General features: G+C 63.6%; 16 protein-coding genes and 1 tRNA gene. 2 read left to right on the top strand and 15 right to left on the bottom strand.

All coding sequences use genetic code 11. From position 1 onward, the window contains the following. Positions 1 to 116: 116 nt before the first annotated feature. The 4 genes from IEW00_RS04880 to IEW00_RS04865 all read right to left on the bottom strand — a co-directional run bounded on the left by IEW00_RS04880 (position 117) and on the right by IEW00_RS04865 (position 4,010). Entirely contained in the window at positions 117 to 1,283 is a 1,167-nt protein-coding gene (locus IEW00_RS04880) for an acyl-CoA dehydrogenase family protein (protein WP_188513272.1), read from the bottom strand. 238 nt (positions 1,284 to 1,521) lie between these two features. Further along, complete coding sequence (locus tag IEW00_RS04875; RefSeq protein ID WP_188513271.1) at positions 1,522 to 2,334, bottom strand: enoyl-CoA hydratase/isomerase family protein; 813 nt, start codon at positions 2,332 to 2,334, stop codon at positions 1,522 to 1,524. Then, positions 2,334 to 3,356 carry an NADP-dependent oxidoreductase gene (locus IEW00_RS04870; RefSeq protein ID WP_229736826.1) on the bottom strand — a complete coding sequence of 341 codons (1,023 nt, stop codon included), beginning with the start codon at positions 3,354 to 3,356 and terminating at the stop codon, positions 2,334 to 2,336. The genes IEW00_RS04875 and IEW00_RS04870 overlap by 1 nt, the downstream gene beginning before the upstream one ends. Positions 3,357 to 3,503: 147 nt before the next feature. Next, positions 3,504 to 4,010 (bottom strand): MarR family winged helix-turn-helix transcriptional regulator, encoded by a 507-nt coding sequence (locus IEW00_RS04865; protein ID WP_188513270.1) that lies wholly within the window; start codon positions 4,008 to 4,010, stop codon positions 3,504 to 3,506. A 108-nt stretch (positions 4,011 to 4,118) separates the two neighbouring features. Between IEW00_RS04865 and IEW00_RS04860 the strand changes: the two genes are divergently transcribed. Both IEW00_RS04860 and IEW00_RS04855 read left to right on the top strand, forming a co-directional pair. Continuing rightward, positions 4,119 to 5,204: a branched-chain amino acid aminotransferase gene (locus IEW00_RS04860; RefSeq protein WP_188513269.1), complete on the top strand. Its 1,086-nt coding sequence runs from the start codon at positions 4,119 to 4,121 to the stop codon at positions 5,202 to 5,204. Between the two features lie 123 nt (positions 5,205 to 5,327). Continuing rightward, a tRNA-Gln gene (locus IEW00_RS04855) sits at positions 5,328 to 5,402 on the top strand. A 260-nt stretch (positions 5,403 to 5,662) separates the two neighbouring features. Here IEW00_RS04855 and IEW00_RS04850 read toward each other — a convergent pair. From IEW00_RS04850 to IEW00_RS04800, 11 genes are all read right to left on the bottom strand, one after another. Then, entirely contained in the window at positions 5,663 to 5,812 is a 150-nt protein-coding gene (locus IEW00_RS04850; RefSeq protein WP_188513268.1) for a hypothetical protein, read from the bottom strand. 157 nt (positions 5,813 to 5,969) lie between these two features. Further along, positions 5,970 to 6,491, bottom strand: coding sequence for a hypothetical protein (locus tag IEW00_RS04845; RefSeq protein ID WP_188513267.1), 522 nt, complete (start codon positions 6,489 to 6,491; stop codon positions 5,970 to 5,972). Positions 6,492 to 6,504: 13 nt separating this feature from the next. Beyond that, positions 6,505 to 7,653, bottom strand: coding sequence for a zinc-dependent alcohol dehydrogenase (locus tag IEW00_RS04840; RefSeq protein WP_188513266.1), 1,149 nt, complete (start codon positions 7,651 to 7,653; stop codon positions 6,505 to 6,507). Positions 7,654 to 7,723: 70 nt separating this feature from the next. After that, positions 7,724 to 8,584, bottom strand: coding sequence for an MBL fold metallo-hydrolase (locus IEW00_RS04835; protein WP_188513265.1), 861 nt, complete (start codon positions 8,582 to 8,584; stop codon positions 7,724 to 7,726). Continuing rightward, on the bottom strand, positions 8,581 to 8,778 hold the full coding sequence (locus tag IEW00_RS04830; RefSeq protein ID WP_188513264.1) for a hypothetical protein: 198 nt from the start codon (positions 8,776 to 8,778) through the stop codon (positions 8,581 to 8,583). Before IEW00_RS04830 ends, IEW00_RS04835 begins: the two co-directional genes overlap by 4 nt. Positions 8,779 to 8,957: 179 nt before the next feature. Then, positions 8,958 to 9,440 carry a DUF2243 domain-containing protein gene (locus IEW00_RS04825; protein WP_229736825.1) on the bottom strand — a complete coding sequence of 161 codons (483 nt, stop codon included), beginning with the start codon at positions 9,438 to 9,440 and terminating at the stop codon, positions 8,958 to 8,960. After that, positions 9,437 to 9,649, bottom strand: a complete 213-nt coding sequence (locus tag IEW00_RS04820) for a hypothetical protein (protein WP_229736824.1) — start codon at positions 9,647 to 9,649, stop codon at positions 9,437 to 9,439. Before IEW00_RS04820 ends, IEW00_RS04825 begins: the two co-directional genes overlap by 4 nt. Before the next feature lie 52 nt (positions 9,650 to 9,701). Then, the gene (locus tag IEW00_RS04815) at positions 9,702 to 10,505 is read right to left on the bottom strand and encodes a cyanophycinase (RefSeq protein ID WP_188513262.1); all 804 of its coding nucleotides are present in this window, start codon (positions 10,503 to 10,505) and stop codon (positions 9,702 to 9,704) included. Continuing rightward, positions 10,498 to 11,373: an isoaspartyl peptidase/L-asparaginase family protein gene (locus tag IEW00_RS04810; RefSeq protein ID WP_229736823.1), complete on the bottom strand. Its 876-nt coding sequence runs from the start codon at positions 11,371 to 11,373 to the stop codon at positions 10,498 to 10,500. Before IEW00_RS04810 ends, IEW00_RS04815 begins: the two co-directional genes overlap by 8 nt. Positions 11,374 to 11,383: 10 nt before the next feature. Next, positions 11,384 to 14,110, bottom strand: coding sequence for a cyanophycin synthetase (cphA, locus tag IEW00_RS04805; RefSeq protein WP_188513260.1), 2,727 nt, complete (start codon positions 14,108 to 14,110; stop codon positions 11,384 to 11,386). Then, entirely contained in the window at positions 14,107 to 15,105 is a 999-nt protein-coding gene (locus tag IEW00_RS04800; RefSeq protein WP_188513259.1) for a methyltransferase, read from the bottom strand. The genes cphA and IEW00_RS04800 overlap by 4 nt, the downstream gene beginning before the upstream one ends. Between the last annotated feature and the right edge of the window lie 176 nt (positions 15,106 to 15,281).

The raw sequence follows: 15,281 nt of genomic DNA, 5'->3' as shown, positions 1-15,281 counted from the left end.
TCTCCCCTTCAGGGGAGAGGTTAGGAGAGGGGACTGCATTGTGCCCTCGCGTCCTTCCCCTCTCCCTTCGCCGCTCTGCGGCTCTTCCCTCTCCCCTCAAGCGGAGAGGGCGTTACCTACAGTTTCATCAAACTCGCGAGATTGTTCTTCTGCATGTCGCTCGACCCGCCGACGATCGGCATGCCGAGCAGATCGCGGACATGGCGCTCCATCTCATAAGCGTCGCTCAATGCGTACGAGCCCATCACCTGCTGGCAGATCAGCGCGATCTCGACGCCCATATCGGCGACGAACAATTTGGCCATGCTGGTCTCGACCGAGCACGGCCGCCCCTCGTTGGCCAGCCACGCGGCATGGTACAGCATGTGCCGCGCCGCCTGCCATTTGGTGCGAGCGGTGACGAGCTTGTGGCGGATCGCCTGATGCTGGCTGATCGGCTTGCCGAACTGCACCCGCTCCTGCGCATAGCCCCAGGCCTCATCGATCGCGGCGCGCGCAATCCCCAACGCCACGGCGGAAATCTCGAGCTTCTCGACATCGAGCGCGCGGCCCGCGAGCAGTTTCCAGCCCTGGTTCCACATCGCCTCGCCGCCGACGATGGCGCTTGTCGGCAAGCGGACATTATCGAAATAGACGTCCTGGCTGTGGGTGTAGCGCAGGTTGACGTGCTCGATGTCCTGCATCGTCACGCCGGGTGCATCGGTCGGCACCAGCACGAACGACAGGTTCTTGTAGCGATCTTCGGGTGGCCCCGAGCGCACGAGGCAATAGATGTAATCCGCCCAGTCCGCACCGGTGCACCAGCGTTTCGCCCCGTTGATCACGATATCGTTGCCCTCGCGCACCGCACGGGTCTCGACACTGGCAAGGTCGCCGCCGACATTGGGTTCGGAAAGGCCATAAGCGAAGAACAGTTCGCCTTTTGCCAGCCGCGGCAGGAACTGCGCCTTCTGTTCGGGCGAGCCGTTTTCGGACAAGTTCATGCCGCCATAGAAGCTTGTGTGGATGAACGGCCCCGCGAGGCACGGGCCACCTGCGGCGAGCTCCTCGATCACCGCAATCGCGGCGACAAGGTCCTGCCCTGCCCCGCCAAATTCCTCAGGGACCGTAAGAGCCGTCAGCCCCAACGCATTGAGTTTGCTGTAGACATCGCGCGGCCAGCGCGCCGCCCTGTCCCAGGCCTGCCGCGCCTCGCGCGGGGCGTGCTCGGCGAGGAAGCGCTGCAATGTCGCGCGCAGAGCGGAGACGTGTTCGGGTTCGTCGGTGAAGGTTTGCAGGGTCACTTAGGTGCGCACTCCACATGACCGTTCTCCGGCGAAAGCCGGAAACCAGGGCGGCAATAATGCAATCTCGCTCCTGGGCTCCGGCTTTCGCCGGAGAACGGGAGGGGCAAGCCGGGCGATAGAAACCTCAGCCCGTCACCCCCGCGCACGCGGGGATCCCGCTTGTGCGCGTCGGTGGAGCAGTGAAGCAGGATTCCCGCGTTCGCGGGAATGACGAGCAAGGTCACCAACATCTCCATCACTCCCCCGTCAATTTCGGCGCGCGCTTCTGCGCCATCGCTGCCACCGCCTCGCGGCGGTCGCCGAGATAGTTCGAGACGCTCTCCCAGCCGATCGCTGCGTCCATCATCTGCGCGGCGAGTGCGCGCAGCGGGATGTTGGTCACCGTCTTGGTCCAGCGCACCGCCCATTTGGGGTTGGCCTGCAGCTTGGCGATGATCTCGCCCAGCTTGGCGTCGAGCTGGTCGCCCGGAACCGCATGGTTGATCAGCCCCATCGCCTTGGCTTCGACAGCGGTCAGCATGTCGCCGGTCATCAGCAGCTCTTTGGCGCGCGCATAGCCAATTAACTGCGGCCAGATCATCGCGCCGCCATCGCCCGCGACCAGCCCGACCTTGACGTGCGGATCGCCGATCAGCGCCTTTTCGTCGGCGACGATGATGTCACACAGCAAGGCGATCGTCGCCCCCAGCCCTGCGGCTGCCCCGTTCAACCGGCACATGATCGGCTTTTCCATCTCGAGCAGGCTGGTGACGATGCGCTTTGCATCCCAGGCGATCGCGCGAAAGCTGGCCGGATCATCGATCTGCTGCTGAAACCAGGCGAAATCGCCTCCCGCACAGAACGCGCGGCCCTTCGCGGTGAGCACGATGATGTCGCTGTCGCTATCGCGCTGCAGATCGGTGAACACCCGCGCCAGCTCATCGTGCATGGGGCCATCGACACCGTTGACCGGGTGATCCGAGGTAATGATCGCGCTGAGCACCCGGCCCTCGCGCGCGAAGGTGAAGCGCGAATAGCTCTGGTCCTCGATCCGGAAAGGCTGTGTCATCACGCGTCTCCCAGCCGCACCAGCCGCCGCCCGAAATTGGCGCCGGTGAACAACCCGCAGAACGCCTCAGGAAGCTGATCGAGCCCGTCGAACAGCTCCTCGCGATACACGAGCTTGCCCTCGCGGATCATGGCGCCCATCTCGGCCTGCGCGGCGGCAAACTGCGGAATGTCGTCGAACACCACCATCCCGCGCATCGTCAGCCTTTTGGCGATGAACTCGGCGGTGTTGATGATTCCGGCGCGCTGGTCGTGCGGCACGCTGTAGTCCGCGACCTGACCCGAGACGACAATATGGCCATTGAAGCGCATCAATGGCAGCACAGTGTCGATCATCGCGTTGCCGACATTGTCGAACAACAGGTCGACCCCCTTGGGGCTGGCAGCGGCGATCGCGCCCGCGAGGTCATCGGTACCCTTGTAATCGATCGCGGCATCAAAACCGCATTCGCGCACCAGCCAGTCGCATTTGTCCTTGCCCCCAGCGATCCCGACCACGCTCGCCGCGCCCCACGCCTTGGCGAGCTGGCCCGCGGTGGCGCCGACCACGCCGGCCGCCGACGTCACCAGCACATGCGCGCCCTCCCGCATCGCACCGACGCGCTTCAAGCCGAACCAGCTGGTCATCCCCGGAATGCCCAGGATCCCCAGCCACAACGAGCGCGGCAGGCCGTTGTCGGGCAAGGGCATGATGTAGCCGCGGCCATCACCGATGCTGTGGCTGGCCCAGCCGCCACCCGTGGTTACCCAGGTGCCGACCGGAAAACGCTCGTTGCGGCTGTCGGTCACCTGCCCGACGATGAAGCCATCGATCCGCGCCCCCGGCGGGATCGGCGGGGCATAGCTCGCGCCAGTGGCCGACAACCGCGAGCGCACGCCGGGATCGACCGAGACGATGGCATGTTGAATCAGGAACTGGTGGTCCTTGAGCGCAGGGATATCGCTGTCGGCAAAGGTGAAGTCACCCGGCTCGGGCAAGCCTGCGATCGGGGCTTTCAGCACGACGCTGCGCATGATGGCCATTGGGTGTCCGCTCCTGCTTTTTGTTTGATTTTCGGCAGAATTGCAGAAGCAGCGCCAGACGCAAAGCGGAAATGTCGGCAGGACCACGGACGGAACCGGCCAATGCGAGTAAGCCCTAACGTCAGGCGCGCGGATCAGCCTTGCAGATCAACCGGGGCGCCGCTCGTTGCCCAGTTCGGCCAGCAGGGTCCGATCCGCGTCGGGAACCAGCCCCTCGAGCACCCGCCAGAAGCCGGTCACCGAATCCTGGCCGGCGCGCCTGTACGCCTGCGACAGCCGGGTGCGCAGCGCATCGAACAGTTCGGCCTCCAGGCTCGCTCCGGGGGGCGTCAACCGCAGCAGCTTCTGCCGCCGGTCGGTCTCGCCGCTGCGGGTCTCGATCAGCCCGCGCCGCTGCAGTTCGGTCAGCACCCGGCCCAGCGACTGCTTGGTGATCGCCAGCGCGCGCAGCAGCTGGCTCACTGTCAGATCGGGATTGCGCGCGATGAAATACAAGGCGCGGTGGTGCGCACGGCCCAGACCCTGCTTGGCCAGCTGATCATCGATCGACTTGGTCAGGCGGGTATAGCCGAAAAACAGCAGCTCGACGCCGTGACGGACTTCATCCTCGCGCAGAAACAGGGCGGAAGCAGGTGGGGAAGATGGGACAGGCATGTTGACCTTGATTGCCAGCCCGATTAGGTCTTGGCAACCCCGCGTTGCAGCAAGACCAGCGAACGGGACCCGACGACCACCCATAATCTTGCAGTTTCAGGGGATGACATGCTGCCCTTCGCCGTTGAGCCCACCACCAACCCCACGCCTGCCGACGCGCGCGATGCCGCGCTTGCCGATCCCGGCTTTGGCAAATTGTTCACCGATCACATGGTGGTGGTGCGCTATGACGAGGACAAAGGCGGCTGGTACGATGCCCGCGTTACCGCCCGCGCGCCGATCCCGATGGATCCGGCTTCGTCGGTGCTGCATTACGCGCAGGAAATCTTCGAGGGCATGAAGGCCTATAAGCTTGCCGATGGCAGCACCGCATTGTTCCGCCCCGATGCCAATGCAAGCCGCTTCAATCAATCCGCCGCGCGGATGGCGATGCCTGCCGTGCCGCAGGACGTCTTCATCGAATCAGTCGAGCAACTGGTGCGGATCGATTCGGACTGGTTCCCCAAGGTCGATGGCGGCGCGCTGTATCTGCGCCCGTTCATGTTCGCGAGCGAGGTGTTCCTGGGCGTACGTCCGGCGAAACAATATCTGTTCATCACCATCGCCTCGCCCGTCGGTGCCTATTTCAAGGGCGGCGCGGCACCGGTGACGATCTGGGTCTCGCAGCATTACACCCGCGCCGCCCCCGGCGGCACCGGCGCTGCCAAGTGCGGCGGCAATTATGCCGCCAGCCTAGTCGCGCAGGCCGAAGCCACCGCGCAAGGCTGCGACCAGGTCGTGTTCCTCGATGCCGCCGAACACAAATGGGTCGAGGAACTGGGCGGCATGAACCTGTTCTTCGTGTTCGAAGATGGCTCGATCATCACCCCGCCGCTGACCGGAACGATCCTGCCCGGAATCACCCGCAATTCGCTGATCACGCTGGCGCGCGCGCAGGGCATGACGGTGCGCGAGGAGCCCTATTCAATCGACCAGTGGCAAGCCGATGCCACCAGCGGAAAGCTGCGCGAGACCTTCGCCTGCGGCACCGCGGCGGTGGTAACCCCGGTGGGCACGGTCAAGAGCCCCGACGGCAGCTTCACCATCGGCGGCAACCAGTCGGGCCCGGTGACCGCAGCGCTGCGCTCTGCTTTGGTCTCGATCCAGCGCGGCGATGCGGCCGATCCGCACGGCTGGGTCCACCGCATCGGCTGATCGCGGGCGGGTCCCCAGGACGGCGCCCCAAAAAGGCGCTTGGCGGCCCCGCACTTTTCCGTATATAGGCCGCTTCCGCGCTACCCCGGCCCATGCCGCCCGGCAGCGCCGCGAGCACGGCATTGGGGTGTCGCCAAGTGGTAAGGCACCGGTTTTTGGTACCGGCATTCGCAGGTTCGAATCCTGCCACCCCAGCCATGTTCAGCTGCAAGCTATTGAAAAACAATAATTCGCCTTCTCGCTCCGCATTTGGCGCCCGCCAACTGTGTGACCCATCCTGTGACCTATCGTGTGTCGCAGGGTCGAACGAGTGGCACGAACCATGTCAAAGAAAGATCCCAACCTCAGCCGGCGCGATGGCCAGTATTATTATCGCGGGTCCTTCTCACTGGATGGAAAGATTTGCCTGATAAGGCTCACGCTGCATACCTCTGATCGGTGCTGTTGGGCAAAACCGGCTACAGCGCTGCCAGCAATGTCGCCACGGCCGTCTCTTTGACCATTGCCGGTCCGAAAACGACTGCGTCATAACCGGTCAACTCTGCCGTCAGCATGGCGATACAATCGGGCGAGATTTCGCCGTCGGCCGTTTCGGGCAGCGCTATCACCGCGCAAGCCGGGCATGCGATCCTCAGCGGGATGGCCGCAGATGTGATCCACTGGCTGTTTCGCTATCATTGCCGCGATCGTCATCGCGCCCACCAAGCCGTTGGTGACCCTTTGCTCTGGATCACCGGTGTGAACATAAGTGCTTTCATTGCCCGGTTACTGCTGTCGGCGTCGCTTGAGCAGGCCAACTGCAACCACGCCGATCAGTCCGCCGACCGCAAGCTTCTTGGCAAAGCCGCGCTTGTTATGCGCGAGCTCGGAACGGATCCCCATTTCGGCCGGGATATTGGGGATGCGCGCATGCGCCAGATCGTCGACGATGCCCTCGATGACATTGACCCGGTCGGCGCCCATCAGCAGCAGCCAATGGGTCCAGTTGGATTCGCTCCAGCGAAACGCCGTCCGGCGCATCATCCCGCTGAGCCCGCTGGGCGGAACGGAAGTGCCGACCACCGCCGGCTGGCGGATATGCTCGATCGACTGGAGAATCTCGACATCGGGGTGCTGGATCGTGGGCCGCTCCCAGTCGCTAGTCAGGCCCGGATCGCGTGCGCGGTCGCGGATCGGATAAGTGGGATCGTTGAGCGGATCGGCATCGACCCCCCAGCCGGGGATGGTTGACGTGTCGATGGCCCCTGAGGTGAGGGCGGGGGTGTGGATGATGACGGGAAGGGTCATGTCGTACTCCTGATTATCCGCCATTGGGCACCAGCACCGGCTTGATGCAGCCGTCCAGTTTTGCCGCGAACATGTGATAGGCGTCGGCGATGTGATCGAGCGGAACGCGGTGGGTGATCATCGCCTTGGGGTCGATATGGCCCATGCGGACATGCTCGATCAGCCGGGGCAGCAGGCGCTTGACCGACGCCTGATTGGCGCGGATCGTGATCCCCTTGTTCACGACATTGCCGATCGGGATCATGTTGCCGGTAGGCCCGTATACTCCGACAATAGACACGATGCCGCCCTTCTTGACCGAATTGATCGCCCAATGAAGCGCGATCGCCGAGCCTGCTTCCAGCTTGAGCTTGGTACCGAACAGCGTGTGGAGCGCGTTGCCGCTGGCATCACCGCCGACCGCATCGATCGCGACGTCCGCGCCGAGCCCGTCGGTCGCCTTTTTCAGGAACACGACGACATCGTCGATTTCCTTGAAATTGTAGACTTCCGCCGGGCAATAGGTTCGCGCAAACTCGAGCCTATAATCGTACATATCGATGACGATCACCCGGCCCGCGCCGAACAGCCAGGCACAGCGCGCCGCCATCAGCCCGACCGGCCCGGCGCCGAACACCACGACCGTGTCACCCTTCTGGATGCCGCCCATCTCGGCGGCCTGATAGCCCGTCGGAACGACATCGGTCAGCATCACCGCGTCGTCGAGGTCCATCCAGTCGGGAATGACGACAGGGCCCACATCGGCGTAGGGCACGCGGACATACTCTGCCTGGCCTCCATCATAGCCGCCTGCGGTATGCGAATAGCCAAAGATGCCGCCCAGCGCTGTCGCCTCGGGGTTCACTTCGTGACAGTTGCCGAACAGCCCCTGCAGGCAGAAATGGCACTGGCCGCAGGCGATGTTGAACGGCACCAGCACATGGTCGCCAACCTTCAGGTTTTCGACCTCGGGTCCCAGTTGTTCAACCACCCCGCAGAACTCGTGTCCGAAGGTCGTTCCCACCCGTGTATCCGGCACCATGCCGTGATACAGATGCAGATCCGAACCGCAGATGCAGGACCGCGTCACCCGCACAATCGCGTCGCGCGGATGCAGGATTTCGGGCATGGGCTTTTCCGAAAGGCGGATCCGGTATGGTCCGCGATAGTTCATTGCCAGCATAAGTCGTCCTTGGGTTGGGGGGCAGCCGGCGCCGTCGCGTCAGCAGGATCGATGGCTTGCCTGCGTCCGGTCATCGCGGCTTTTCGTGGGTGGCGGGGGCCTGCGAGGCGAGCAGGTCGAACTCCACCGAATCATGCGCGCAGAAAATCCGCACCTCATTGGCCTGGTCGATCGAGAGCCGCCGCAGCCTTGCCTGATTGCCCAGCCGCGCGGTGCGATCGACCTCCATCATGCGCTGGTATCCGCGCAGCGCAGGGGGACATGCATAATGCTCCGCGCCGATCTCACCGCGATAGAAATATGCATCGCCTGCGTGGAGCAGCCAGCCTTCGGGCTGGCGGATCGCCACGCCAACGTGACCCCAGGTGTGCCCGGCCAGCGGGACCAGCAGAATTTCGGGCGGCAGTCCATCGAGATCGCGAACGCTGTCAAAGCCCAGCCATTTTTCACCGCCGCCGAAGGGGTAGAGACGCCAATCGGCGACCTCGTCCCATTGCTGCGGCCGGTAGCGGCGCGTACCGACAAAGGCTCCGCCCTTTTGCGCATCGGCCACCTCTTTTTCGCGCGAGGTGACGTGGACGGTGGCGTTCGGAAAATCCTCGATCCCGCCGGCATGGTCGAAATCGAGATGGGTGACGATGATGTGCCGAACATCGGACGACTGGAAACCAAGCTTGCGGATCTGTGCCAGCGCGGTCTCTTCGGCACGCAACTGGATGTTGTTGAGGGTCAGGAAGAAAGGCGAAATACGCCGCGCGGGATGATCGACATCGCGGGTGCCAAAGCCGGTATCGACCAGGATCAGGCCGCGATCACTCTCGATCAGCAGACAGTGACAGACAATGTGCCCGAACGCGCTATCGCTTTTGCCGTCGAACAGGCGTCCACCCACCGGACAGCACGTTCCGCAGTTGAGATGATGGATTTTCATGCCTGCTGCCCGCCGGCATGACCGATGCGCAGCCGGGCTGCGGTCCGGCTCTCGATCGCTGGCTCTTGACGCTGGCTCCACCACCAGGCGCCCGCGGCGATCCCGATCAGTGACAGCGCCAACGGGACTGATGCCGACGACTTTTCATGCGACGTTCCAGGCAGGCTTGGGGGATTTTGTCTGCGCCCGGTCATATCGTTCGTCCTTCGCATCCGACGAAAGATGCTTCGCGCCGGTCCTGCAAATCCCGGCCCGCTGCCCAAGGGGCAAGCGGTCGTCCGATCTGCTTGTGCACCATCGATTTCAATCCTGAGACGCGCACTAACACAGGTGTTCGCGCGCAACGGCTCGACCGATTCTTCGGGGTGCGCCGTCATGACCCTGCGCTGCGAATGAGCCTCCATCCTGACAGGATGAGCACGACACCTGATGCCAGGAACACATAATCCCACGCCGATTGGCCAAGTATTTCGTAAACATGGTGGATCTGCAAAATGTGGTGGTTGATCAGCCCTTCGATCAGGTTGAACAAACCAAAGCCGAGCAGCATCGAACCAGACAGCGCCTTGCCGGACAGCAGGACATCGCTTCGCTTCACGGCATGCCACAGCAGTGCGATGCCGATCGCGGTGGCAATCCACACGCCCGCGTGAAACAACCCGTCCCACACCATGTTCACTTTTGCGCCGACAAGCGTGTCGGTCGGCACCCTCGCGGACAGCATGTTGTGGATCTGCAGGATCTGATGAAACACGATGCCATCAAAAAACCCGCCCATGCCGATGCCGATGACGGTGCCCGCCGTCGTCAGGTGCCGGGTTGTCTTTGCGCCTTCGATCACGTTTGTGGCCATCATGGCGAAATCCTGCGCACCAACACCACCGCCAGGACCAACGCGGGAACGACCGCCGACATGGCGGCGACATTATCCCAGAAGTCCGGACCGAAGACCGCTGCCCGGACATCCTGCGCGGTCCGGCTGTGACACAGGGTGCAGGCAAACGCCTGTGATGCGCCAAACATCGCGACTACAGGCCCCGCAACCACCACAAGCGCACGTCTCAAGCTCGCCGCTGGCTGTCCATGTTCCGCTGCCGCGCTCCCCTTCCAAACCATCTCATTCACTCCTGATCGTGCCAGGCCGGCGCGACCCGAGATCGAAGTCGTCGCCCGCGCTGAGGACATGCATGACCACATCGTGGATCGACAGCACCCGATCGGGCTTGGCTTCTGCGATGTTCGACCGGGTCACATGACCTGCATCGACAACCGTGACGGCGCCCGATCCGATCACCTTGAAGCGGTTACTTTCGATAACAATCGCGGTGTCCTCGTCGATGCCGACCCCCAGTAACCGCGGGTTATGCGCGATCGCACCCAGCAGCCGTCCGATCCGGCCGCGCTCGGCAAAGTGCTGGTCGATGATGACATCCGGGATCAGGCCCAGCCCAGGGGCCATATGCATGTCGCCGATGCGGTAGGATTCATCGCCGCTGCCATCGACCAGCATGACATCGCTTTGCACCGAAGCGCCCGCCGAGGTTCCGGCGATCACGCCGCCGCGCTTGTGCAGCGTGCGGATTTCTTCCTCGAGCGGGGTATCGCCGATCTGGCTGGCAATCCGCAATTGATCCCCGCCGGTGAAGAAGATGCCACCCGCGCCCGCGATCAGCGCCCGCAGTTCCGGATCATCTGCCTGGGCGCGGTTGTCGACATACAGTTCGGCAACATCCGATACGCCCAGCGCCCCGAATGCAGCGCGATAGGCCTCGAAATACTGCTCCGGATCCTGGCTGGCCACTGTGGCGATGACCAGGCAACCATCGGCCACTTGCTCGGCGACAGCTTTAAGGATGGTCCGATCGCCATCCTTGTCTTCATGACCGCCGATTGCGATCAGGATGCCTTGGGTGTCACTCATCGTGAATGTCCATTTTCAGTTCGGTCTGGTGAAGCGCCGATACTACCCCGGCAAATGCGCTCGATGCGCAAGCGAGCGCGAAATGGTCGCTGTTGTGGGCAACGCCGATCCGGCCGCCGGTATCGATTGCAACCACCCCGGCTTGGGCGCCCAGCCGCTGCAATGGAGCAAAGATGGCGCCGGCTGCTTCGGGCGCTGGCCGGGCTTCCATCGCGCGCATGACCTGCGTAGCGAGCAGCGTTCGGGCAATGGCCTCGCCTTCGCCTGACAAGGCGACGGCTCCCACCGCGTCATCGGCGTAGAATCCGCAACCGGGAAGGGGGGAATCCCCGACTCGCCCCGGCAATGTACCTTCCAGCCCTCCGGTCGAGGTCGCTGCGGCAAAGGCGCCTTGTTGATCGAATGCAACGCACCCGACCGTATCGTGCCCTGCGTCGATAGCGCTGCAATCATCGGGCGTGTCGCGGACCGCCAGCCCCTGATCCAGCGCAAAAACCTCGGCTCCATGTCCCACGAGCAGCACCGGTTCTGCGTCAAGCATCGCAGTGGCAGCTTCCACCGGATGGACGATGCACCGGACGGCGGCGACAGCGCCGAGCGCGAGCGTCGTGCCGTCCATGATGCCTGCGTCCATTTCCACACCGCCGGCCGCATTGCGGACCGAGCCTCGGCCTGCGTTGAACACCGGATCGTCCTCAAGCACGCAGACCGCCATCCGGGCGGCATGGACGGCAGACCCGCCGCGCCGCAGCACTTCGGCCCCCGCAGCGGCCGCCTTTGCGCAGCCGCTGCGATGGGCTTGGGCCTGATCAGCACGGATCGTTTTGGCACCGCCATGCACGACGATGGTCCAACGTCCTTTGACCACTGGTCGCGTCTCAACCATTGGCCATCTGCGTCAAAGTCGCACCCCAGTACTCATTAGGATGAGCGGATGCGAAAGCCTGAACCCGTGCCCAGATGCCGTCGATATCGGTCGGGGTGAGCACCACCACGTCCCCGGGTCTTGCGCGCTTGAGGCAGAAGTCTGTGGCGTCAGCCTCGTTGACGAGCAAATGGATCGTCGCCGGGTCCTTACCCGTTGCCAAGGCACCTTGCGCCATCAACGCGTTCATCGTTCCAGCTTCCCGGCCCCGACCGTCGGGCCCTTCCCGGAACATGATTTCATCGAAGATCCCCGCCGCCTGCGCACCTATGTCGCGAAGATCACTGTCGCGCCGGTCGCCGGGAAGGCCGATCATTCCCATCAAGCGACCCCGCCCGCGATAATGGTCGAGCAGCTTGGCAAGCGCACCAAGCGCGGCCGGGTTGTGCGCATAATCGACGATGATGGTAACCCCATGGGCTTCGACGATATTCAGTCGTCCCGGCGAATCCTCGAACGAGGCATGAAAGGACGCGAGGCCAGCGGCGATCACCAGGACCGGAATACCATAGGCTGCCGTCATCGCCGTTGCGGCAAGCGCGTTGAGCACGTTGAACTCCGCAGCACCCCCAACCGTGGCAGGAATCTGGTCGACCGGGATGACCGGAAAGCGTTCGCCATCGCGGCACAGGACGATTGAATCAGCGCAGCGGACAACCGCTGTGCCCCCATCGGCGATATGCCGTTGAACGGGGCCGCGTTCGACCGCGCTGCTGTCGCCCGAAAACCAGACAATGGTTCCGCGTGCATGGCGCGCGATAGCCACCGTCAGCGGATCGTCGGCGTTGAGGATGCTGTGACCGCGGCGCTTGACGCTCTCCACGACCACGGATTTGACCCTCGCCAGATCTCCCGTGCTGTTCACCCCCTTCAATCCCAGGTGATCTTCGGTGACGTTCAGCACCGCGCCCACGTCGCAGGCATCGAAACCCAGCCCCTCGCGCAAAATGCCACCCCGGGCGGTTTCGAACACGGCAGCATCGATGACGGGATTGCGCAGCACCTTGCGCGCGCTCTTCGGGCCGCTGGCATCCCCCTCGATCTGCCGGTGGCCATCAATGTACACCCCGGTGGTGGACGTGAAGCCCACCCGGTAGCCTGCGGCACCCAAAATCTTGGCGACCATGCGCACGGTGGTGGTCTTGCCGTTGGTGCCGGTGATGGCGAAGATCGGGATACGGCTCTGACTGCCCCTGGGGAACAGCGACGCAACGATCGGACGGGCGACATCGCGTGGCGTCCCCTGCGAAGGGGCGATGTGCATGCGCAGCCCGGGAGCCGCGTTGACCTCGACGATCCCGCCACCGGTCGCTCGCAGGCTCTGGCGGATATCGGTCGAGAGGATGTCCACGCCGGCGACATCCAGCCCCAATGCCAGCGCGGCCTGGACCGCGATTGCTGCGTTTTCGGGGTGGACCTGGTCCGTACGGTCGATAGCGGTTCCCCCGGTCGAAAGATTCGCCGTGCCGCACAGAACGATCTTCTCGCCAGCGTGCGGCACGGTGGAGAGCGAATGCCCGTGGGTGCGCAAGAAACCATGCAAGACTTCATCGATCCGAACGCGGGTCAGCACTGCCTCGTGACCGTTACCGCGCCGGGGATCGTCATTGATCCGGGCAATCAGCTCGGCGATCGTTTCGCGACCGTTTCCAATCACGTGTGCCGGTACGCGCTCGGCAACCGCGACCAACCTGCCGGCCACCACCAGAAACCGATGGTCTGTGCCGAGAAGCATCTGTTCGACAATGACCCGTCGGCTGATCGCTGCAGCGGCATCAAACGCTGCCCCGAGTTGCACGTTGTTGAGGACATGCGTGGTCACGCCACGGCCCTGGTTGCCATCCAGCGGCTTGACGACAACGGGCCAGCCAAGTCGGATTGCGGCAGCGATGATCTCCTGCCGATTGTGGACCAGTTCGCCCTTCGGGACAGGCAGGCCGATCTCGGACAGCAATTGCTTGGCAGCGTGCTTGTTGCCTGCGAGCTCTGCGCCGATCAATGACGTTGAACCGGTCACACTTGCCCTGATCCGGCGCTGGCGGCTGCCCGTGCCAAGCTGCACGAGGCTGCCGGTGTTCAGCCGCATGACCGGGATGGAACGTCTCTGCGCTTCGCGGACGATCGCTGCGGTGCTGGGGCCCAGGCCGTTGGCGATCACCAGCCTGCGCAGCGCGGCGATCGTTGTTTCGGTATCCGTGGGGGGCGTCAGCAGCGCGCTGCCCAGCCTGTCCAGACCCGTCGTCCCCCGCAGGCCTGGCGGCAGGAGTGTGTCGACCAGCGCGATCGCAGCGCGTCCCGCCGCCATGCCGCTGATCTCGTCGGCATAGCTAAAGAGGATGTCATAAACGCCGGGCTGGTGCTTGACCGAGCGCGTCTTGCCCCGGGTGACGGTTGCCCCCGCACACGCTTGCAGCTCGATCGCGACATGCTCGATAACATGGCCAAGCCACGTGCCGTCAGCCATGCGACGGACAAGCCCGCCTGCTTGCCCGTAGCTGCAGCCGTGCGCGGAAAGCCCCGGGAGCTGCTCGATTAATGCCTCGGCAAACCCCGTCAATCGGTTGGTCGGCCAGTCCTCCAGCGCCCCGAGGTCCAGACGGATGCGGATCATCGGCCGTGCGCTGTACAGATGCGGCCCGCGATAGATACTGCGCTCGACGACGCGCATCGGCGCGGTCATATCGAGCCGCGGTCGATGATCACCGCCACTGCGGCGATGCGATCGGCCTCTGCATAGGCAGGCGTATCCAGTTCGTCGCCGAAAATATCCGAATCGAGTTCGTGATAATCAAGCGACCATTCCTTGGGCAGCTGCTCTTCGAGCGCGCCCAGCAATACATCGTGACCATGCACGATCGAGACACCGGTGTGCATGATGAAACGTCCACCTGGATTTAACAGCTTTGCGCCTGCCAGCGCCCATTCCAGCGAAAGCCTTGCCCCATAGAGGTCGCCGCCATCGCGATAGGTTCGCTGCTGGCGGTCGATCAGGAACGGGGGATGGGTCACCATCAGGTCGGTCGATCCGCCGACATCTGCCGGGCGGTTCGCCGCGATGGTGCGATGCTCAACACCGGCATGATCGGCGTTGACCGATGCCAGGAACAGCGCCTTTGGGTTGATGTCCGCAATCGTCAGAACTGCACCCGGTGCCTGCCGGGCTGCGAGAATGCCGCCGACCCCTGCTCCTGCGCCATAATCGAGAATGGTCTCGAGTTCGTCCGGCAGATTGGCATTGATCAGCAGCGAGAAGCGCAGGCTGTCGGGCCCGAGAAACACCGAATTGCTGGCATGCGTGGGGTAGGCAGAGTGCAGGAAAAGCTGCGTCTGCACACGCGAAGCGCGTAACAGTGGCTTGAGCAACCCATCCGTCCGCCGGATCAGCAAGCCTGCATCGAGCAGCGCGCTTTCGATACCCGGTTCAAGCATTCCCGCAGCAGTCGGAAGGCTCCACCCAAGCACGTCGACCAGACATTCCGCAAGCTGCCGACCCGGTCGGGTCACCACCCTGCGGTGGGTGGCAGGTGTCGGTGTCACGAAATCATAATCCTGCTCATCGAGTGCCGTCATGATCGCGAGCAGCCGCTTGCGGTGTTCGCCGCACAATGTGGGGCGGGGTTCGGGACCAGCCCGCACCAGCGGAGCGGGTATCACCAGAGTATCGCTTGCCTGCATTGCCGGTGGCCTCGCTTGTTTACACACGGGCACTGTCTTGCGAAGGCGGCTCTGCCGACAGCACATAGGTTACGACCATTGTGGTCGGTGTCATCGAGCTATGGCACCTCAACGCTGGGCATAGATACATGCTGAGCGGTCGTTCGCGATTGCGAGGGGTTGTTCACGCCCGAAGT

Source organism: Blastomonas aquatica, assembly GCF_014639875.1.
In the GTDB taxonomy this organism is placed as follows: domain Bacteria; phylum Pseudomonadota; class Alphaproteobacteria; order Sphingomonadales; family Sphingomonadaceae; genus Blastomonas; species Blastomonas aquatica.
The sequence above is the reverse complement of the archived record's forward strand: the minus strand, read 5'-3'. Positions and strand labels throughout refer to the sequence as shown.